We start from the raw sequence: 17,543 nt of genomic DNA, 5'->3' as shown, positions 1-17,543 counted from the left end.
GGTTTGCCGATCAAAAAGGATCAGGAATCGCGCCTTCGCAATGACGGCACATAACGCGCCAGCACATCATCATGGCGGATATAATGGTGCCAAACGGCGGCAATCACATGCAGCACGACCAGTGTCACCAGAACCGGGACGAAAAATTCGTGAATTTCCTCGGCCCCTTCATGCAGCCATTCGATCCGCCCCAGATCCGGCAGGGAAAATAATCCTGCGACCGGAAAATTGCGTCCCGATGTCATCACCGCCAGAAGCCCGGTGACCGGCATCGCAATCATCGCCAGATACAGCACACCATGCGCAATGCGCGCCATGATTTTAACCAGACGGGGATCGTCCTGTACCGCTGGTGGGGACAGGCGCAAAACCGCCAAAATCCGCGGCAGGAACAGGACCAGTACCGAAATGCCAACAAGCGCGTGATATCCCATGATTTCAGCCCGTTCGGCGCGCGGGACTTCTTCCATGACCTGACCGATGCCAAAGGCGGCCGCCATCAACAATGCCATGATCCAGTGTAGCGCCGGAACAGACCAGTGTGGCCATCGCGAAATTTGCGTTTCAGAGACATCTGACATAATTGTAACCTCATTGCTGACTATGACGTAACTGATCCCGGCACCAATCTAGCCGCAAAGTTTCGCAAGGTTTTGTCGCATCTGTATCAATTTGTCGCAGACCGGACTTTTATCGCCCCGCACCCGCAAGGAGCCCCCATGAGAATCCTTTTCAATGCGTCCAAACGATTGTCTCCGCGTGTCACCTTGCGCGTGCTTGCAGGGGGCGTTTTGGGAAGTGCCCTGCTGCTGGCGGGATGTGGCAACATCACAACGATTGAACCGCCAACCTATCAGGTCAATGATGTGCAGACCTTCAAGGTTTACGGTGCGCCAAACCAGATCATGATGGTCGAAGTCCACGACAAGCAATCATCTGTATCGCCCGAAACATGGGCATCCGCCCTGTCCGGTCACGGATTTCCCCCGCGCCTTGATTTCATCACCGATGCCACCCAACTCGGCCCGAATCAGGTTCTGCGCGACGGGTATCGTGTTGTCGTCGTCGTAAGCCCGTCACAAGCCACGATGGGTGAAAAAATCTGCACCACGCCCGAGGCTACCGACTACCCCGCAGATACAACCAGAATCCCGACACGCATTGCCTTTTGCGCAGGCGACAAACCGATCTCGGAACTGCGTGCGAATTTCGTAAAAGCTGATTTTGAACAACAGGTTACCAATAATGGTGGTAGCATCATCGCACAGCTTTTCCCACGCGAAATCCGCGATGACAGTGATCGTCGTTGCGGCATGTTCCGTGCCGGTTGCTAAACCCGAAATAGCAATTGGTATAATTTTGCCCCTATCATGCTTGCTCTTGCCCTTTATTCCGGGCACCCTGTTGCCAACTACTCTGAAGGGTAGGTTTCAGGCATGAAAATAAGTGCCGATAAAAACAGGGAAGACTACTCGAATGGGGAATAACCGTTGCCAGAAATGGCACGTATCGGCAAATTGCGCGCGCCCATCTGGTTGCCTCTGGCACTGGCTGGCGACCCTGAAATGAAAAACAGGGTACACTTGACGTCGCATATTCTGTCCGTCTGGCAATCGATCCGGCCATCCTTGTTCCGCATGGCATGTGCCGGTCTTGTCATCGCCGTTGCAATCACCGGTTTTGGCGCGGGGGCAAAGGCCAGTGATGGCCATCCCGATGTTGCGCCCGATGCCGCCAATGCGACCAGTGCCGATGACCTGCAACTGACCGTGCTTGCCGATCAGGAATTCTATCCGCAAAGCTATCAGCTTAACGGCCATGCCAATGGCGCGCTATACGATCTGCTGCGTGATTTCAGCAAGCTTCAGCAGATCGATATGTCCTTTCAGCAATTGCCGCTCAAACGCGCGCTTGAAAACAGCGGCAACAATCGCGCGGGCTTCATCGGCATTCCCGGCAACACGGCAAGCAATACCGTCATATTTTCGGACGGTATCAGCACGACAAGCCTTCTTGCCCTTACCCTTAAGCAGCGCGACCTGAACATCACAACTGCCGCCGACCTTGACGGGCTTCAGGTTTCCATCGCGCGCGGCCTTGAACTGCATGGCCCCTTGGCCCGCCATCTGCGCGAAGGTCGATTTGATATCAGCCGGTTCAATTCAATTCGACAGTCAATTGCCCTGCTGCTTGCCGGGCGGGTTGATGTTGCGCTGATCTATTGCGGATATGCGCAAAAGGCATCGCTTAAACAGATCGCCCATTTGACCGATGATGAAATTGCCGCATTGTCGATCCACCCGACATCGCTGATGAATACGATCAACCGCCTGATATTGCCCGCCACCCCCGGCAATGCCCGCCTGATGCGGCACTTTAACAGCTACCTCGCCAGACAGCGCAGCAGTGGCGCATTGGAAAAACTCTATGCGCAGTATCTGACCAATGAAAACACCATCGAAATGGTCCTGAGCGATACACTCACCCCGTCCGACACCAAAACATCAACGCCCTAGGTAATAAGCTCGCAAAGCGCATCGGCGCATATATCGGGCCGTTCCAGCGGCACATAATGCCCCGCCCCGGCAACCTCGATCATGCGTGCACCGGGAATGCGGGCCGCCATGTCATGATGCGATGCCAGGCTGATCACCCGATCAGCCTCCCCCACCATCACGGTGCAGGGGATATCGAGTTCCGGCAACAACGCCATGCTGTCCGGACGGTTGGCAACAGCTATGATCTGACGTTTGAAAACATCCTCGCCAAGATCTTCCGCCATATCCGAAAGCAGGCCGACAAGTTCGCGATTGTGCCGATGATCGGGATGAAGCATGTCATCAAGCATCGCGTCATTCACCCCCTGAAACGGCAGGTTCACACCCGAAAGCCGCGCCAGCAACAGTCTACGCCTGCGCATTACCGGGTCATCGGCCATCGCGCGCGTATTGACCAGCATCAGATGCGATACCCGTTCCCGCGCCATGCGCAGGATTTCAAACGCGACATAACCGCCCATCGACATCCCGACCAGCACGAAACGATCCGGCACCTGTTCAAGGACATCCCTTGCCACGGCCTGCACATCGTCCTTGGTATCAAGTGCGGGGATAATCGGTGCGATCGCCGGGGCCGTACCAATACGGCCACGCGCCTCCATGCGCGCGATCACCGGCTGCCACATCCGATAATCGGCCAGCATGCCCGACAGAAAGACGACCGGAATGGTCGTATGGGAGTTGGCCGTCATTTAATCAGTGCGCTCAGTTCCTTGAATTCCGGGGTTCCTGCCACGCGCAGCCATTCAAACATCACGCTTTCCCGCGTCACGATTTTCGCCCCGGCATCGCGCATGCGTTCCAGGCCGAAAATCTTGTCATGCATGCTGCGCGATGTCACCGCATCGGCCACCACATAAACCTCCCGCCCGCGATCAATAAGCTCCATCACGGTCTGAAGCACACAGACATGGGTTTCCATGCCGGCAATGACGATCTGGTCGCGGCCCGGTGTTTCTTCGATCTTTTCCATGAAACCGTCGGCTGGCACACTTGAAAAACTGACCTTGGAAACGACATTGCCGCCATCGACCGTATCGGATGCCTTCATCACCAGATCAAGGATCGGGGCCGCCGTATGGCCAAGCCCCTTGGGATATTGCTCAGTCACAATGACGGGAACATTCAAACGATTGGCGCATTTGACAAGAAAGCAGCAATTCTCGACGGTCTGATCAGGGTCCTGACAGGCCGGATAGAGTTTCTCCTGAACATCGATAATCACCAGACTTGCACGTGATGCATCCATCAACACCGTTTTTCTCCCCGTTTCATTGTCTATTTCACCAGATTACGCTTCCGGTCTGTGGCAAACAAGCCTCTCGCACCGGGTTAATTTGCCTCTTTAACCCTTTTTTGAGGCGTTTTTCTTGACTTAATTAAGGCTTCGCTTTACGACGCAAGCTGCTTTATCGCAGCGATAATCACATCATAACGCATTCTATTGCGGGAAAACGAACCATATGAATTTCGCCGATCTCGGTCTGAGCGAAGATATCCTCAAAGCCGTCGCAGACGCCGGCTATGATACCCCGACCCCCATTCAGAGCCAGGCTATTCCGTCCGTTCTGATGGCACGTGATATTTTGGGCTGTGCTCAGACGGGTACAGGCAAAACCGCAGGCTTCGTCCTGCCGATGCTTGATATCCTGCATCATGGCCGTGCGCGCATGCGGATGCCCCGTTCGATCATTCTCGAACCGACCCGCGAACTCGCGACCCAGGTAGCAGCAAACTTCGACACCTACGGCAAATACATGTCGCTGTCCAAGGCGCTGATCATTGGCGGGGAATCCTTCGTCGAACAGCAGAAAATCCTTGAAAAGGGTGCCGACGTCATCATCGCGACCCCGGGTCGCCTGATCGATACCTTTGAACGCGGCAAACTGCTTCTGTCGGACTGCAAACTGCTGGTGATCGACGAAGCCGACCGCATGCTTGATATGGGCTTCATTCCCGACATTGAAAAAATCGTCAATATGCTGCCCAAGCAGCGCCAGACGCTTTTCTTCTCGGCGACCATGCCCAAGGAAATCCGTCGCCTTGCCGACAAATTCCTGTCCAACCCCAAGGAAATCACCGTTTCCCCGCCCTCGACCATGGCGACCACGGTGGAACATAAACTCCTTGTCATGGATGAAATGGACAAACGCGAAGCCCTTCGCAAACTAGTCCGTCAGGAAGACGTCAAAAACGCTTTTGTGTTCTGCAACCGCAAAAAAGACGTCGATATTCTGTTCAAATCGCTGACCAAGCACGGTTTTAATGCCGGTCGCATGCATGGCGATCTGGTCCAGAGCGAACGCACCGAAACGCTTGATAAATTCAAAACGGGCGAAATCACCCTGCTGATCTGCTCGGACGTTGCCGCGCGCGGCATTGACGTTGCCGATGTCTCGCACGTCTTTAACTTCGACGTGCCCTTCAACGCCGAGGATTACGTCCATCGTACCGGCCGTACCGGTCGTGCAGGTCGCGCAGGCAAGGCCTTCATGCTGGCCGTACCCGAAGACGGCAAACTTGTTGCTGCGATCAACAAATCCATCAACATGGATATTCCGCTGACCGAGCTTGAAGGCATCGAAACCCTTGAACTCGACTTCACCGGCAAGAAACGCCGTGTGAAGAAAAGCCGCAAGGCGCCGCAGCGTGATGCATCCCCGCGCAATGATCGTCCGGCACGTAGCAATAACCGTAACGACCGTGCAGAACGCGACAGCAAGGCTGCCAATACCGGTGCCAATGTCCCTGCCGCGCCAGAAGCAAAGCAGCAGGACGCACGTCCGGCCCAGCAGCCGCGTGACAATACGACGCAGCGTGACGCAAAGCCGCGTAACGAACGTTCGAACCGTCCTGAACGTCAGGATCGTAATGATCGTTCTTCTGGCCGTTCCGCGTCGCGTCGTGATCGCGATGATCGTTATGACCGGCATGACCGTCATGATCGTCATGATCGTGACGACAAGCCGGTCATCGGTTTTGCAGATCATGTTCCGGCCTTCCTTCTGACCCCGGTCCCGGCCTCTAGCCTTGGAAAGCCGCGCGCCGACGAGGTCGAGAAAAAGGTACCGGCCAGAAAAACACCGTCAAAGGCCTCTGCCGAAAAAGTAACGGCTGAAAAATCCGCGTCGGAAAAAACCGGTACGGCGAAAACCGCACGCGCCAAACCGACCCGCACCAGAACCACACGGGCAACCGCAAAAAAGGCAAGCCCGGCACCAGAGCCCAAGGACGAGGCAGCAGCCGTTTCTGCTCCTGCTGCATCTCAGACTCCAGCTCCAGCTTCGGCTCAGGAACCGGCATCTGCACCGGTGGCCGATGACGCGCCCGCCAAGGAAGAAAAACCGAAAGCCGCCCGTCGTCCGCGCAAAAAACCGGCCCCGAAAAAGGCCGCCAAGACCGAAACTGCGGACGCCGAAACGACCGGCAGCGAAGGCTGATCCCTACCGGTTCATCGAATGCGAAAAAGGCCGTCAGATTGCTCTGACGGCCTTTTGATTTTGGTGCGATTATCTTAAATGGCGGCTTATACCGCGCGGAACAATCCTGTCGACCGCGGTTTTTCCGGTCGGCGCTTGCGCATCAGTTTCAGCATGGTTTCAATCGAAATCGACAGAAGCGTCGCATGGGTGATTTCCTCGATCTCGTCCATCACCTGCGACAGCGCAACACCGGCATTGGTGTCCTGCACAATGCCGCTTGTCGGGCCTGCTCCGACCTCCTCAAACAGCCTGACAACATCAAGCAACGTCGTGCGCTTGGCATTGCCGCAGAAACGATAACCGCCACCGGCCCCACGGACCGATTCAACCAGCCCCGCCCGGCCCAGATCGCGCAGGACCTTCGCCAGATGGTTGGTCGAAATATTGTATCTCTCAGCGATTTCGGATGCCGAAAGCTGCCGGTCGGTATCCTCGGCCAGTTCCAGCACGGCATAAAGCGCAAACAGGGTCGCCTTTTGCAAAGACATCATGGCGTTACACCCCTTCGTCCATATCGGTTTCAAGCTGGATAAAGGGTCCGGCCATCATGCCCTGCGCGCGGAAAAACGACATAAGGTCGGTCGCATCGCGCGGGATCATGGTGCGGATCTTGGTCACACCGGCCTTGCGGAAACAGCGGCAGATTTCCTTGTAAAGAATGCTGCCGATCCCGCCCATGCGCAAATTCGGCTCGACACTGACAGTGCCGACCCAGCCGCACGGGACCGAGTTGAATTCCCATGACCGGACTTCCCCGAAAATGCAGCCCAGCAACGTATCGCCTTCTTCGGCAATCAGGAAAAACCGGGAATCCTTACGATTGCCATAACGGGTGAACAGGTCATCCCAATATTCCGGCTTGCGTAGGCCCGTTGTGCGGTCATCCAGTGCGACCACATTGGCAAGGTCATCCTTGACCGCCGGACGGATATTGATTTTATGCTCGCCAATCGAGACCAGGTTATATCCCGGTGTATCTTGCGCAGCGTCCACCACGTAATGCCTTTCTTGTCCTGCAGGTTGGCAAAACCCCAACCCCCCAGCTCCTGACAGGAGAATAACCACCGTAAAAATACGTAAATTGGTACGATTATACTACACTGTCATTACCACGCGCGGCAACGATAAGTTCCGCCGCAAGTGCGAACAAAGCAAAGCAATGCAAGGATTTGAACGACATAACGCCGATATTTGTTCCATGCAAGTCCTAACGCTTTTCGCACTGCAAACCAGACTGTTTTGCCCTGTCCGGCAACCGGGAATTTCGGGGTCTTTTGGTCCGGCTTCGAAATCACAATCTGTTACCGTAAAAAGATCACGCCCGGATCACGCAAGGATTGACAGGAACGCGAAGTCATGGCTTATCGCGCAGCATGATTTTTGCGCTGGCGGGTAATTTATGCAAAGCCCGCAATGCGGCAAAATCAACCCGGATCACAATAATATCCATCGAGTATAAGGAGTGGGGCACGCCATGGCGCGCAACGGTTTCGACGCAATTGATCGCAAAATTCTTCGCGAGATTCAGGAAGACGGGCGTATCTCGATGGTCGAACTGGCCGATAAGGTCGGTCTTTCCGTGTCTCCCTGCCTGCGTCGCCTGCGCAAGCTCGAAGAAAGCGGCGTAATCCGCAAATATGTCGCCCTGCTGGCCCCGTCACATCTGCGTCTGGGCGTGAATGTTTTTGTCACCGTGTCCCTGACCCAGCATGACGAACCGTCATTGCGCCGCTTTGAAACCGCGGTGCAATCCCACCCGGAAATCGTTGATTGCTATGCCATGGTCGGCAATCAGGATTACATGATGCGCATCGTCGTGCAGGACCCGGCCGCCTATCAGCGTTTCCTCTCCGACGTCATGATGAAGCTGCCTGGTGTCGCCAACATCAAATCAAGCTTCACCCTGCACGAAGTCAAAAACAGCACCACCCTGCCCGTGCCAGAGGCATAAGGGACACGCGAACCCCTGCCCTAAACCGTGGCAACCCGGCGGGCAGGAATGATCGTCGGGAACAGCACCGCCAGCGTCACCCCGCGCAGCAGGAAGAACGCATTGAACGACGCCCACAGCAGATGGTTGCTATCCGCCACTACGGCCCCCCATGCCATCCCGGCATAGATCGCCACCGACAACAGCATCATGTTGCGCCAGTGCTTGGTCTGCATCGCGCCCAGAAACACCCCGTCGAACTGAAAACCAAGCACCCCGGTAATCGGCAACATCACCGCCCACAGCAAATAGCTGTATGACGCATCGCGGACTTCCGGGATCGACGTCAGGCCATCAATGATCCACGGCCCCATAAGGCCAAAGATCGCCGCCATCACCACCGCCGATACAATCGCCCAGATCGTTGTCTTGCGCACCGCCCACAGGAACTGTTTGCGCCGTTCCGCCCCATAGGCCTGCCCGACAAGCGTCTCTGCGGCATGGGCAAACCCGTCCAGCGCGAACGAGCCAAACATCAGGAAGTTTTGTAAAACCGCATTCGCCGCCAATGTCACCTCGCCAAAGCGGGCGGAAAAACTGGTGAAAATTGCAAAGGCCGATGTCAGCGCCATGGTGCGCACAAAGATATCGCCATTGATTTTCATCAGGCGCGCCAGTTGCGTACGATCAAAAATGCCAATCCCGCGCCACGTCCCGCCAAGCCGCTTTAAATGCGGCTGCATCAAAAACCAGCCCAGCATCACACCGGAATAATCGGCAATCACCGTGGCCCCGGCCACCCCCTTGACGTCCCAGCCAAAGCCTTGGACAAACAGGATATCCAGAACCATGTTCAGGCTGTTCAGAACTACCTGAAAAATAAACACCGCGCGCGCATCACGCATCGCCAGCAACCAGCCCAGCATGCAGTACTGCATCAATGTCGCGGTCGATGCCCAGATGCGCACATGGAAATAATCCCGTGCCGCCGCCTCGACCGCGGCGGTCGGCTGGATCAAGGCCATGGCAAGCTCGATGATCGGCCATTGCAGCACCATAACCGCAAGCCCCGCCGTCACCGCAATCAGGGCCGCACGGGCAAACACCGCCCGGACCCCGTTGGGATCACGCCGCCCATCGGCCTGTGCGGCAAGCCCGGTGGTCGCCATGCGCAAAAAGCCAAAGCTCCAGAACACATAGGAAAAAATCAGCGCCCCGACCGCAACCGCGCCAATGTAATGCGGACTGTCCAGATGGCCGACCACAGCCGTATCAACCGCGCCCAGCAACGGAACGGTGGCATTCGAAAGGATAATCGGCAGGGTCAACGCCAGAACGCGTCGATCCCCCTTGCCGAACCAGCGACGCGTGCGGCTCACTGGGGAACTCGTCGGGGAACTCATCGGGGCCTCGGAAAATCGTCTGATCGGATGGGGCGAATTCCGGATCACCCGGATGACTTCTTGTGACACAGTTTGCACCGGCGCAAAAGGCACCTTTGGAACTGTTATGCATCAAAGAATCCACATTCGTGAACAACCTCCGCGGGTTATTCACCCTTTAGGTGATTTTTGTGCGTGCCCGGCATCGGTAAATTTCCGGTTTGGCGTGAAATGTCCTCCCCCAGTTTTTTCACAATCCCCCTCAAACGACTGTGAAACTGCGATAAATTTATGAAAAAATTTTCGGCCATTTGGTCATGCTTCCTGTCCAAAATACTATCCCAATGCATAGCCTCTCGACGCAGTTTCATACTTTCACAGCAGAAATCCTGATCAATTCTGACTATACCGAACCAATTATCCCCAAAGTTATCCACAGGCGCTATCACAACCCGGATCACACCCCTGTTCCGTCATTTACATGCCCGATGCATACCCATCCGGCATTTGTCCGACGGACCTGCTCTTTGGCCTGATGCAATCCTTGGCAGACCGATCATCTCTCGCATCATTTAGGGGAACCCAGGGCGCGGTCAAATTGCGGCCACAGGAAATCACCAGATATCAGCAGATATAAAAAGACTGGCCGTTGCCACGTAGCATTGCTAATCAGGAACAAAGACAAACAAAGGGATCTGATCTGACATGACCGCTGAAACCGCATTGAACGGCCCGATGCTGCCGGCCGCATCAGGCACGACCAAAAGCATCGTGATCCTGCTGCATGGCTATGGTGCCGATGGCAATGACCTGATCGGGCTGGCACCGCATTTCGCCCGTGCCCTGCCCGACACCGCGTTTTATTCGCCCAATGCCCCGTTTCCATGCGAAATGTCGCCCTTCGGACGGCAATGGTTCAGTCTGGCCGAATATGATCCGGAATTCCTCCGTCGCCAGCCGGAAACCATGTCCGGCGCGCTTCGCGCCATGGCCGAGGGGGCGGCGAAAAATGCCGCCTATATCGACAGCTTCATCGACACCCTTCTGGCCGAACATGACCTTCCGGCGGATAAACTGGCGCTGATCGGCTTCTCGCAGGGCACAATGATGGCCCTGCAAACCGCCCCGCGCCGCGATCCGGCCCTGGCTGGTGTTGTCGGTTTCTCTGGCGCGCTTCTGGGCGACGAAGCCTTTGCAAGTGCGATCAAAACCAGACCGCCGGTTTTGCTGGTCCATGGCACCGCTGATCCGGTCGTCCCGATCGAGGCATCACGCCTGGCACGTGATACCCTGACCTCCAACGGCTTTGACACCGAACTGCACGAACGCCCCGGCCTTCAGCACGGCATCGACGAAGAAGGCATCATGCTGGCGACGAAATTCCTGCAAGAGCATCTTGGCTGATCTGCGCATCTGTCGCGATCATGACTGCGAAAAGGCCATCCGGTTTTCCCCGGATGGCCTTTTTTCTTATGGCTCATCTTGAAACCGTCAGCGCCGCAACAATATGCCTAAAGCCTTGTGAAATTGGGATAAATCAAAAACATTCGTACATCATCATGTTAATGATCAAATGCCGGTGATCCGATTGATCAGCGGAAACAACGTCGCCGCGTGTGCGAATTGAAAACGGATCTGCATAAAATGCTGCAAAACATCAAAATCGGATACAAGCTGGCTCTACTGTCGCTTATCGCCCTGATCGGCCTGATCATCGCGTCCAGTGTTCAGCTCATGACACTCAAAGACACCCTTCTCGAAGACCGGAAGGACAAAATACGTGCCACGACCGAACTTCTCCATAGCATGGCCGAAGGTTATCAGGCGCGCGTCAAGTCAGGCGAACTCGAACAGCAGCAGGCAATTGACGCCTTCTACAAATCCGTTTCATCGGGCCGGTTTGACGGTGACATCGGCTACTACTTTTCCTACACCGAAACCGGTCGCAACGTGATGCATGCTGCCAACCCCGCGCTGGTCGGCAAGGAAATGTACAATATTCAGGACCCGACCGGTGCCTTCATCATTCAGGATATGATCAAGGCAACCCGCACCGATGGCTTCTTTACCTATATGTGGCCCAAACCCGGCGAAGCCAAAGACGTGCTGTTTGAAAAGCTCTCTTTTGCCATGGTTCTGCCGTGGGGCGACATTTTTGGCACCGGCATTTACATTGATGATGTTGAAACCGCCTTTCGCAGTGCAGCCACGACCGCAATCATCATCAGTGTTGTTATCGTCGTGGTTTTGGTTCTTTCCGGTTTGGCGATTGGCCGCAACATAACATCCGCCCTTGGCCAGCTATCGGGTCGAATGACCCAGATCGCCAATGGTGACCTCAAAGGTGAAATTGAAGGTCAGGATCGCGCCGACGAAGTTGGTGATATGGCGCGCACCGTTGTTGCCTTCCGCAAACAGGCGCATGAAAACCTGCAATTGCAGGATCGCCAGAAACAGATGGAAGCAGATGCCGAACAGAAACGCCGTCAGGATATCCTCGACATGGCCGGCAGTCTCGAAAGCCGCGTCAAGGGGCTGATCCGGTCCATATCGGCATCGATTGCCGATATGAAAAAGGCGACGGCAAACATGCAGTCCGCGACCGAAATGAACAGTAAGCTGTCCGGTGCGGTTGCAACCGCCACAGCCCAGACATCCGGCAACGTTCAGACCGTCTCGGCCGCGACCGAGGAACTGACCGCATCCTCCGATGAAATCGCCCAGCAGATCGCGCATTCTGCCGATATCGCCAATCAGGCCAATGACGAAGCCACCCGCACCAATGAAACCGTGACCGGCCTTGCCGATGCGGCGCAAAAAATCGGCGACGTTGCCAAACTGATCGGTGACATCGCCGAACAGACAAACCTTCTGGCCCTGAACGCCACCATCGAAGCCGCCCGCGCAGGTGATGCCGGCAAGGGCTTTGCGGTTGTCGCAAGCGAGGTCAAAAACCTTGCCAACCAGACCGCCAAGGCGACCGAGGAAATCAACCAGCAGATCACCTCGGTCCAGAACGAAACCGGCGAGGCCGTCGACGCCATCCGCCGCATTTCCGAAACCATTGCCAAGGTCGCCGATAGCTCCACCGCCATTGCGGCCGCGGTCGAAGAACAGCACGCCGCCATCGGCGAAATCGCGCGCAACGTCGAAGAAGCCGCCAACGGCACCCGCGAAGTGTCCGAACGCATTGAAACCGTCAATGACAATGCGGGCAAGGTATCTTCGGGCACGACCCAGCTTGCCCAGACCGCCGAAAAGCTGGTCACCGAAGCCGTATCCCTCGACGAAGCCGTCGAAAGCTTCCTTGCCGAATTGCGTCGCAGCGCCTCGGCCTGATTTCAGCCAACTCTGCGATCCAAATAAAAACAGCCGCCTGTAATCCGGGCGGCTGTTTTGCATGGATCAGAACCAGACGGCGATCCGGATTACCGGGTCGCGTCGATATCAATACGAATGGTGACCTCATCACCAACCTGGCTGGTGTCGCTCCACTGGCCCTGCCCGACGCCGAAATCGGTACGCTTGATCACAAGCGTCCCTTCCGCGTCGGCTTCGTTGCCTTCGATCTCAAGATTGAAGGGCAACACGACTTCCTTGGTAACGTCCCGGATCGTCAGATCGGCGACCGCCTCATACTGCCCCGGGCCGATTTCCCGGAACGACTTGGTTTCAAACCTGGCGGTCGGCCACTGGGCGACATCAAACCAGTCTGCGGAAATGATCTGGCTGTCGCGATCGGCATTTTCGGTATCAACCGACGCGATATCGATCAGAACGCTAACCTTTGATCCGGCAAGATCATCCGGCGAAAATACGATCTCGGCGGTAAATTTATCGAACGCGCCTTCGAAATCCGCACCAAGCTGGGTGCCTGAAAATTTAATATCGCTGTCATCGGCTTTGACCTGCCATGTATCGGCGGCAAAGGCCGGTACCCAAACGGCAATCGCCGGAACAATCACCGAAGCCCGCAGAATATTTTTAAACAAAGACGTCATGATCAATTCCCTTTCCCCGTCCCCGGAAGCATCCGGCGGAGCGTCGCATCGCGATTGATAAAATGATGTTTGAAAGCCGCCGCCACATGCAGCCCGACAAGGCCGACAATCACCCAGGACAGTATCCAGTGGGTAAAGCGAAGCTGTTCATAAAGCGCCTTGTCCGGCCCGACCAGATCAGGAAGCGTGAACAGGCCAAACACACTGACCGAAAAATTCGCCGCTGACGACATCAACCACCCGCTAAGCGGCATGGCCAGCATCACGGCATAAAGCGCGAAATGCGCAAGCTTCGCGGCCTGTCGTTCCCATGCCTTTTCGCCCAGCCCTTCCGGTGTCTGTTCGGCCAGACGCCAGATGATGCGTAAAACCACCAGCAAAAGGATGGTCACACCAATCGATTTATGGCGTGAAATCCATGCCAGCTTTTCCAGTCCCAGCGGCAGAAGATCCATATACCAGCCAATCGCAAACATGGTGACAAACAGGATCGCAATCAGCCAGTGAAACCCCTTGGTCACCGGACCAAAGCCCGTTTGCGTACTGCGAAGCGCCATATGTGATCCTTTCTGATCAAAAACAGACACACCGGCGGGGCCATCATCTGCCGCCGCCGGTGTGTCAGTATCATTATTTCTGTTTCAGGAACTCGGCCGAAATCTGAAGTTCGACTTCATCGCTGACAGCCGGAACCAGATAGTTCATGCCATATTCCGAACGGGTCACCGTGCCGGTCGCGCCAAAGCCAAGAACATGATCACCGGTCATCGGGTGATCGCCTTCACCGGTCAGCGTCACGTCCAGAACCAGCGGCTTGGTCTGGCCCAGAAGGGTCAGATCGCCGGTGATGGTGGCGGTTTTGTCGCCAGTCATCTCAACCGAAGTGCTTTTGAACGTCGCGGTCGGGCTCTGTTCAACATTCAGGAAATCAGCGGTTTTCATATGATTGTCGAGACCTTCGAAACCGCTATCGACCTGTGTCAGGTCAATCGAAATGGTGGCCGACGATGCTGCCGGGTTTTCACGGTCCAGGGTAAGTTCGCCGCTCGTGCCGCCAAAACGGCCCTGGAAGTTGGAAAAACCAAGATGGTTAACGATGAAAATCACGCTGGTATGCGTCGGATCAAGTTTGTAATTCTCGGCTGCCTGCGCCGAAAAAGCCGCACCCGAAAGACCCGCCGCAATCGCCAGAACAAAACCGGCCTTTTTGATCGAAGTAAACATATGCACATCCCTTGTTTCAAAATCGTCCGACACACAATACCGCATCGCAACAAACTGAACAGAGAATGACACTTGACCTCCGCCGCCTCAAGTCGGGCAGTCCTCAACACTCATTTTCTCATATGGAAACAATCATCGGCGTTTCCGCCTTATTTTATCCAGAATGAGAACGGTCTTATATTGAAACTAAAATCACGGCACTTTGCCCGCAATTTCGCGCAACAACAGGCAAACGGCGCATCATCCACGCTGCGAATCCCCCGCATGACGTAACGTCAAACCGCTTGAAATCACGCCGTCACAAATCATCCCGTACAAACAATTGTGGCCGACACACTGTGCATCGGCCAGCATTGGGAAACAATTGATGCTCCGAAGGTTTTAGGGACACATGGCGCATCACGCATTCCCGGCGGCAAGATTATTGGGCCGGTGCCGGTTGCCCCTGTTCGGTGGCCCCGGTTCCCTGATCGCCTGCATCAATGCATTCCTTGACCCAAACGTCATAAACCGGGTGTTCAAGGGCTGACAGACCGGGGGTAGATGCAAACATCCAGCCGGAAAACAGTTGATCAACCGTGCCACTGGCATCTTCGCGCTGGTCCGAAATTTCAAGGAAACTGGCACTTTCCGGGCGCTCTTCCGGCGGCGTGCGATAACAGGCATCCACCCGGATCGAAAGCGTGCCGAATTTCGCCATCTGCCCGACCGGTACCTCGAATGTCGAAATACGCGCGGTGATTTTATCAAGCCCCTGAAGCTGGGCGATCTCGGCCGGGCGGTAATCCAGCGCAAAGGCAGACGACATTGCCGCCACCGAAACAACCGCGCCAACAGCAGCACCAAACACTATCTTGGTTTTCATCAATAATCAGTCCTGATCGTCTGGCTTGCCATAGGGATTGTGCAGCTCTTCAACGACACTGCGCATCACCTGGCGGAACTGTTCCTCGTCGCAGCCCATCAGCAACGCGTCTTCCATGGCGTCCTGCATCATGTCACGCAGTTCGCCGAAATTCTCGTTCAGAACCTTGATTTTCTCCACACACGAAAGAGGCGCCCCTTTCGGATCCTGCCATGTGGGGAAATTCTTGTTCATGCTCTCAGACTTGCTCATCAATTGGCTCCGCTGCCTTTCGATCTGCTCTGGATATCTGCCGAGAATATCGGTGTCGACATCGCTTCACGCAAGCTGCCCAAAGGATATTCCGGGAAACTGACCTGCAAAACCGGCAAAATCATGGCCGCCTTTACCGATCTGCCCTGTCTGCCTATTGCGGGCTTTCTTCCGATGAAGTGCTGCCCGCCTCATTATTGGCACCCCCACCGGAGCCACCACCAGCACCGCCACCGGACGAATAAATCACCTGCCCGATCAGTTCTTCCAGATTGACCGATCCTTGCGTGTATTCAATCTCGCCACCCGGGGCCAGCATATCGATATCCCCGCCCGGCTCCAGCGATACAAACTTGCCGCCGAGCAAACCGTCCGATGCAATCTTGGCCGAACTGTCGGTCGGCAATTCGATATCCGAACGCACCGTCATCCTGACCACGGCCATATAGGTCTGCGGGTTCAGGTCCTGTGCCGTGACCGAACCAACCTTGACGCCCGAAATCCGCACATCGTTGCCAACCACCAAACCATCAACCCTGTTGAAGTTTGCCGAAAGTTCGTATCCGTCAACAGACTCGATGCCCGCCCGGGAATAGGAATAGGCCGCAAAGCCGACCGCCACTGCGATTACGGCTGCCCCGGCAAGGCTCTCGATCAGTCTGTTGCTCATGGATACGATCCGTCTGTGGTATCTTGTTGATCTGCATATTGTCTTGTGCGACCCGAAAAAACAACCGGGTCAATTACCATCAGGCAAAACACAGCAAAAACACAACCGGGCGCCAACATATTGTCGCGCCCGGATGCAGAATATACCGATCTTTGATCAGCCTTCCGGCGACCATGCCTGATAGTCACCGGTCGCTTTCGCACGCTTGCCACCACTATATTCATGGCCTTTCGGGCGATAGGCATGCTTGGTCCCCGTCAGGTTCGGCAGATGTTCTTTCTGCCACTCGTAACGGTCTTCGGCCTTTTCCGACAGCGGCGCATCAACGGTGTAATGCAGCCATGCATGCCATTCAGCCGGAACCTTGGAACCCTCGGTAATACCCTTATAGATCACCCAGCGTTTCGCACGGCGACCATTGGCGGCTTTCTTTTCGGTGTAATAGATATTTCCAAAACGGTCTTCGCCGACGCGTTTGCCATACAGCGCGGTAAAAATGCGGGTCCCGACGGTGGCCATGTGTGGTCTCTCTCCAGATCTGGTTCTTCCGCCTTCGGCGGCGCGCAGACAAAAGGCCCGTATATGCAAACCGGTGTTTGCTGGCGGGTCTGATTTTGCGGCCTGTGTCCGGCGGTCAATAAGGACCTTATATGTCGTGATGTTAGCGCAAAGTCAATGTTTCAGACAGGCCATCACATCGCATTTCCCGCACACGGCCGCCCGAAACCGCCACAGACACACAATATACACACAATATGGGGTATGACTCCGCGAAAACACCATCAAAACAACCCACAACCACTTGTGTATGCCCGACTCATTGCAACACAATCATCACGCCGCCTTGTCCACCTGTTTATCCACAGCATTTCAACGCGAACGGTTTGAAACATACCCTGCCCGGCTTGAAAATTCGCGCCGGACGAAAACAACGATTTTCACATAAATATCAAAATGTTATCGAACTTTTTCATGCTAACAAAACAACAGGAACAAGATTGTTTGTGCTTGATGCTGGATTTCAAATCCAAACGGCGTTAGCTTGTTTTTGCCTTGTGGGGGTTCTCTCGTCCCGGCACAACATGTAGTCCGAGTCTTACGGGCTTGCCCTCGCCGCCGTCGCGGCAAAAGCGCAGTATTCCGCGGGCTTGCCGCGCGTTTAAACAATCTTAACGAGAT

The 17,543-nt window shown here is 55.3% G+C and carries 19 protein-coding genes; 6 read left to right on the top strand and 13 right to left on the bottom strand.

Translation table 11 applies throughout. The features are described from left to right. Nucleotides 1-20 precede the first annotated feature (20 nt). Nucleotides 21-581, bottom strand: a complete 561-nt coding sequence (locus IT971_RS07470; RefSeq protein WP_082822547.1) for a cytochrome b — start codon at nt 579-581, stop codon at nt 21-23. Nucleotides 582-719: 138 nt separating this feature from the next. Between IT971_RS07470 and IT971_RS07465 the strand changes: the two genes are divergently transcribed. Together IT971_RS07465 and IT971_RS07460 are read left to right on the top strand one after the other, a co-directional pair. Further along, a complete protein-coding gene (locus tag IT971_RS07465) occupies nt 720-1,334 on the top strand; it encodes a hypothetical protein (protein ID WP_063093374.1) in 615 nt (204 codons plus the stop codon). A gap of 231 nt (nt 1,335-1,565) precedes the next feature. Beyond that, nucleotides 1,566-2,516, top strand: a complete 951-nt coding sequence (locus IT971_RS07460) for an ABC transporter substrate-binding protein (RefSeq protein WP_175494876.1) — start codon at nt 1,566-1,568, stop codon at nt 2,514-2,516. Here the strand turns inward: IT971_RS07460 and IT971_RS07455 are convergent. Together IT971_RS07455 and IT971_RS07450 are read right to left on the bottom strand one after the other, a co-directional pair. Then, nucleotides 2,513-3,250, bottom strand: coding sequence for an alpha/beta fold hydrolase (locus IT971_RS07455; protein WP_063093372.1), 738 nt, complete (start codon nt 3,248-3,250; stop codon nt 2,513-2,515). The two genes, IT971_RS07460 and IT971_RS07455, sit on opposite strands and share 4 nt — an antisense overlap. Further along, nucleotides 3,247-3,807 carry a hydrolase gene (locus IT971_RS07450; RefSeq protein WP_007091949.1) on the bottom strand — a complete coding sequence of 187 codons (561 nt, stop codon included), beginning with the start codon at nt 3,805-3,807 and terminating at the stop codon, nt 3,247-3,249. The genes IT971_RS07455 and IT971_RS07450 overlap by 4 nt, the downstream gene beginning before the upstream one ends. Nucleotides 3,808-4,021: 214 nt before the next feature. Between IT971_RS07450 and IT971_RS07445 the strand changes: the two genes are divergently transcribed. Further along, on the top strand, nt 4,022-5,998 hold the full coding sequence (locus tag IT971_RS07445; RefSeq protein ID WP_063093371.1) for a DEAD/DEAH box helicase: 1,977 nt from the start codon (nt 4,022-4,024) through the stop codon (nt 5,996-5,998). Nucleotides 5,999-6,084: 86 nt separating this feature from the next. On the opposite strand, the gene IT971_RS07440 is transcribed toward IT971_RS07445, so the two are convergent. Continuing rightward, nucleotides 6,085-6,531, bottom strand: a complete 447-nt coding sequence (locus tag IT971_RS07440; RefSeq protein ID WP_007091951.1) for an Rrf2 family transcriptional regulator — start codon at nt 6,529-6,531, stop codon at nt 6,085-6,087. 4 nt (nt 6,532-6,535) lie between these two features. Then, a complete protein-coding gene (locus tag IT971_RS07435) occupies nt 6,536-7,033 on the bottom strand; it encodes a GNAT family N-acetyltransferase (protein ID WP_223305055.1) in 498 nt (165 codons plus the stop codon). Nucleotides 7,034-7,514: 481 nt separating this feature from the next. Between IT971_RS07435 and IT971_RS07430 the strand changes: the two genes are divergently transcribed. Next, nucleotides 7,515-7,991, top strand: a complete 477-nt coding sequence (locus tag IT971_RS07430; RefSeq protein WP_007091953.1) for an Lrp/AsnC family transcriptional regulator — start codon at nt 7,515-7,517, stop codon at nt 7,989-7,991. A 20-nt stretch (nt 7,992-8,011) separates the two neighbouring features. On the opposite strand, the gene IT971_RS07425 is transcribed toward IT971_RS07430, so the two are convergent. Continuing rightward, nucleotides 8,012-9,349 carry an MATE family efflux transporter gene (locus IT971_RS07425; protein ID WP_063093370.1) on the bottom strand — a complete coding sequence of 446 codons (1,338 nt, stop codon included), beginning with the start codon at nt 9,347-9,349 and terminating at the stop codon, nt 8,012-8,014. Nucleotides 9,350-10,057: 708 nt separating this feature from the next. Between IT971_RS07425 and IT971_RS07420 the strand changes: the two genes are divergently transcribed. After that, entirely contained in the window at nt 10,058-10,756 is a 699-nt protein-coding gene (locus IT971_RS07420; RefSeq protein WP_063093368.1) for an alpha/beta hydrolase, read from the top strand. A gap of 240 nt (nt 10,757-10,996) precedes the next feature. Beyond that, nucleotides 10,997-12,691 carry a methyl-accepting chemotaxis protein gene (locus IT971_RS07415; protein WP_063093367.1) on the top strand — a complete coding sequence of 565 codons (1,695 nt, stop codon included), beginning with the start codon at nt 10,997-10,999 and terminating at the stop codon, nt 12,689-12,691. 89 nt (nt 12,692-12,780) lie between these two features. On the opposite strand, the gene IT971_RS07410 is transcribed toward IT971_RS07415, so the two are convergent. The 7 genes from IT971_RS07410 to IT971_RS07380 all read right to left on the bottom strand — a co-directional run bounded on the left by IT971_RS07410 (nt 12,781) and on the right by IT971_RS07380 (nt 16,883). Next, the gene (locus IT971_RS07410; protein ID WP_063093366.1) at nt 12,781-13,353 is read right to left on the bottom strand and encodes a YceI family protein; all 573 of its coding nucleotides are present in this window, start codon (nt 13,351-13,353) and stop codon (nt 12,781-12,783) included. A gap of 2 nt (nt 13,354-13,355) precedes the next feature. Then, nucleotides 13,356-13,910, bottom strand: a complete 555-nt coding sequence (locus IT971_RS07405) for a cytochrome b (RefSeq protein ID WP_063093365.1) — start codon at nt 13,908-13,910, stop codon at nt 13,356-13,358. Between the two features lie 73 nt (nt 13,911-13,983). After that, nucleotides 13,984-14,577, bottom strand: a complete 594-nt coding sequence (locus IT971_RS07400; protein WP_063093364.1) for a YceI family protein — start codon at nt 14,575-14,577, stop codon at nt 13,984-13,986. 421 nt (nt 14,578-14,998) lie between these two features. Continuing rightward, nucleotides 14,999-15,442, bottom strand: a complete 444-nt coding sequence (locus IT971_RS07395; RefSeq protein WP_063093363.1) for a DUF2155 domain-containing protein — start codon at nt 15,440-15,442, stop codon at nt 14,999-15,001. A gap of 6 nt (nt 15,443-15,448) precedes the next feature. Continuing rightward, entirely contained in the window at nt 15,449-15,694 is a 246-nt protein-coding gene (locus IT971_RS07390; RefSeq protein ID WP_007091962.1) for a hypothetical protein, read from the bottom strand. A gap of 154 nt (nt 15,695-15,848) precedes the next feature. Further along, nucleotides 15,849-16,364 (bottom strand): outer membrane lipid asymmetry maintenance protein MlaD, encoded by a 516-nt coding sequence (gene mlaD / locus IT971_RS07385; RefSeq protein ID WP_037991687.1) that lies wholly within the window; start codon nt 16,362-16,364, stop codon nt 15,849-15,851. Between the two features lie 156 nt (nt 16,365-16,520). Next, nucleotides 16,521-16,883 (bottom strand): NADH:ubiquinone oxidoreductase subunit NDUFA12, encoded by a 363-nt coding sequence (locus IT971_RS07380; protein ID WP_007091965.1) that lies wholly within the window; start codon nt 16,881-16,883, stop codon nt 16,521-16,523. Nucleotides 16,884-17,543: the final 660 nt, after the last annotated feature.

Origin of the sequence: Thalassospira sp. B30-1 (assembly GCF_015767575.1) — a bacterium.
Classification (GTDB): domain Bacteria; phylum Pseudomonadota; class Alphaproteobacteria; order Rhodospirillales; family Thalassospiraceae; genus Thalassospira; species Thalassospira xiamenensis.
Note: the sequence above shows the minus strand (reverse complement) of the source record. Positions and strands in the feature narration are given on the sequence as shown.

Coding starts and splice junctions, on each gene's coding strand:
- IT971_RS07470 (WP_082822547.1), bottom strand. CDS start 581: ATGTCAGATGTCTCTGAAACGCAAATTTCGCGATGGCCACACTGGTCT.
- IT971_RS07465 (WP_063093374.1), top strand. CDS start 720: ATGAGAATCCTTTTCAATGCGTCCAAACGATTGTCTCCGCGTGTCACC.
- IT971_RS07460 (WP_175494876.1), top strand. CDS start 1,566: ATGAAAAACAGGGTACACTTGACGTCGCATATTCTGTCCGTCTGGCAA.
- IT971_RS07455 (WP_063093372.1), bottom strand. CDS start 3,250: ATGACGGCCAACTCCCATACGACCATTCCGGTCGTCTTTCTGTCGGGC.
- IT971_RS07450 (WP_007091949.1), bottom strand. CDS start 3,807: ATGGATGCATCACGTGCAAGTCTGGTGATTATCGATGTTCAGGAGAAA.
- IT971_RS07445 (WP_063093371.1), top strand. CDS start 4,022: ATGAATTTCGCCGATCTCGGTCTGAGCGAAGATATCCTCAAAGCCGTC.
- IT971_RS07440 (WP_007091951.1), bottom strand. CDS start 6,531: ATGATGTCTTTGCAAAAGGCGACCCTGTTTGCGCTTTATGCCGTGCTG.
- IT971_RS07430 (WP_007091953.1), top strand. CDS start 7,515: ATGGCGCGCAACGGTTTCGACGCAATTGATCGCAAAATTCTTCGCGAG.
- IT971_RS07420 (WP_063093368.1), top strand. CDS start 10,058: ATGACCGCTGAAACCGCATTGAACGGCCCGATGCTGCCGGCCGCATCA.
- IT971_RS07415 (WP_063093367.1), top strand. CDS start 10,997: ATGCTGCAAAACATCAAAATCGGATACAAGCTGGCTCTACTGTCGCTT.
- IT971_RS07410 (WP_063093366.1), bottom strand. CDS start 13,353: ATGACGTCTTTGTTTAAAAATATTCTGCGGGCTTCGGTGATTGTTCCG.
- IT971_RS07405 (WP_063093365.1), bottom strand. CDS start 13,910: ATGGCGCTTCGCAGTACGCAAACGGGCTTTGGTCCGGTGACCAAGGGG.
- IT971_RS07400 (WP_063093364.1), bottom strand. CDS start 14,577: ATGTTTACTTCGATCAAAAAGGCCGGTTTTGTTCTGGCGATTGCGGCG.
- IT971_RS07395 (WP_063093363.1), bottom strand. CDS start 15,442: ATGAAAACCAAGATAGTGTTTGGTGCTGCTGTTGGCGCGGTTGTTTCG.
- IT971_RS07390 (WP_007091962.1), bottom strand. CDS start 15,694: ATGAGCAAGTCTGAGAGCATGAACAAGAATTTCCCCACATGGCAGGAT.
- mlaD (WP_037991687.1), bottom strand. CDS start 16,364: ATGAGCAACAGACTGATCGAGAGCCTTGCCGGGGCAGCCGTAATCGCA.
- IT971_RS07380 (WP_007091965.1), bottom strand. CDS start 16,883: ATGGCCACCGTCGGGACCCGCATTTTTACCGCGCTGTATGGCAAACGC.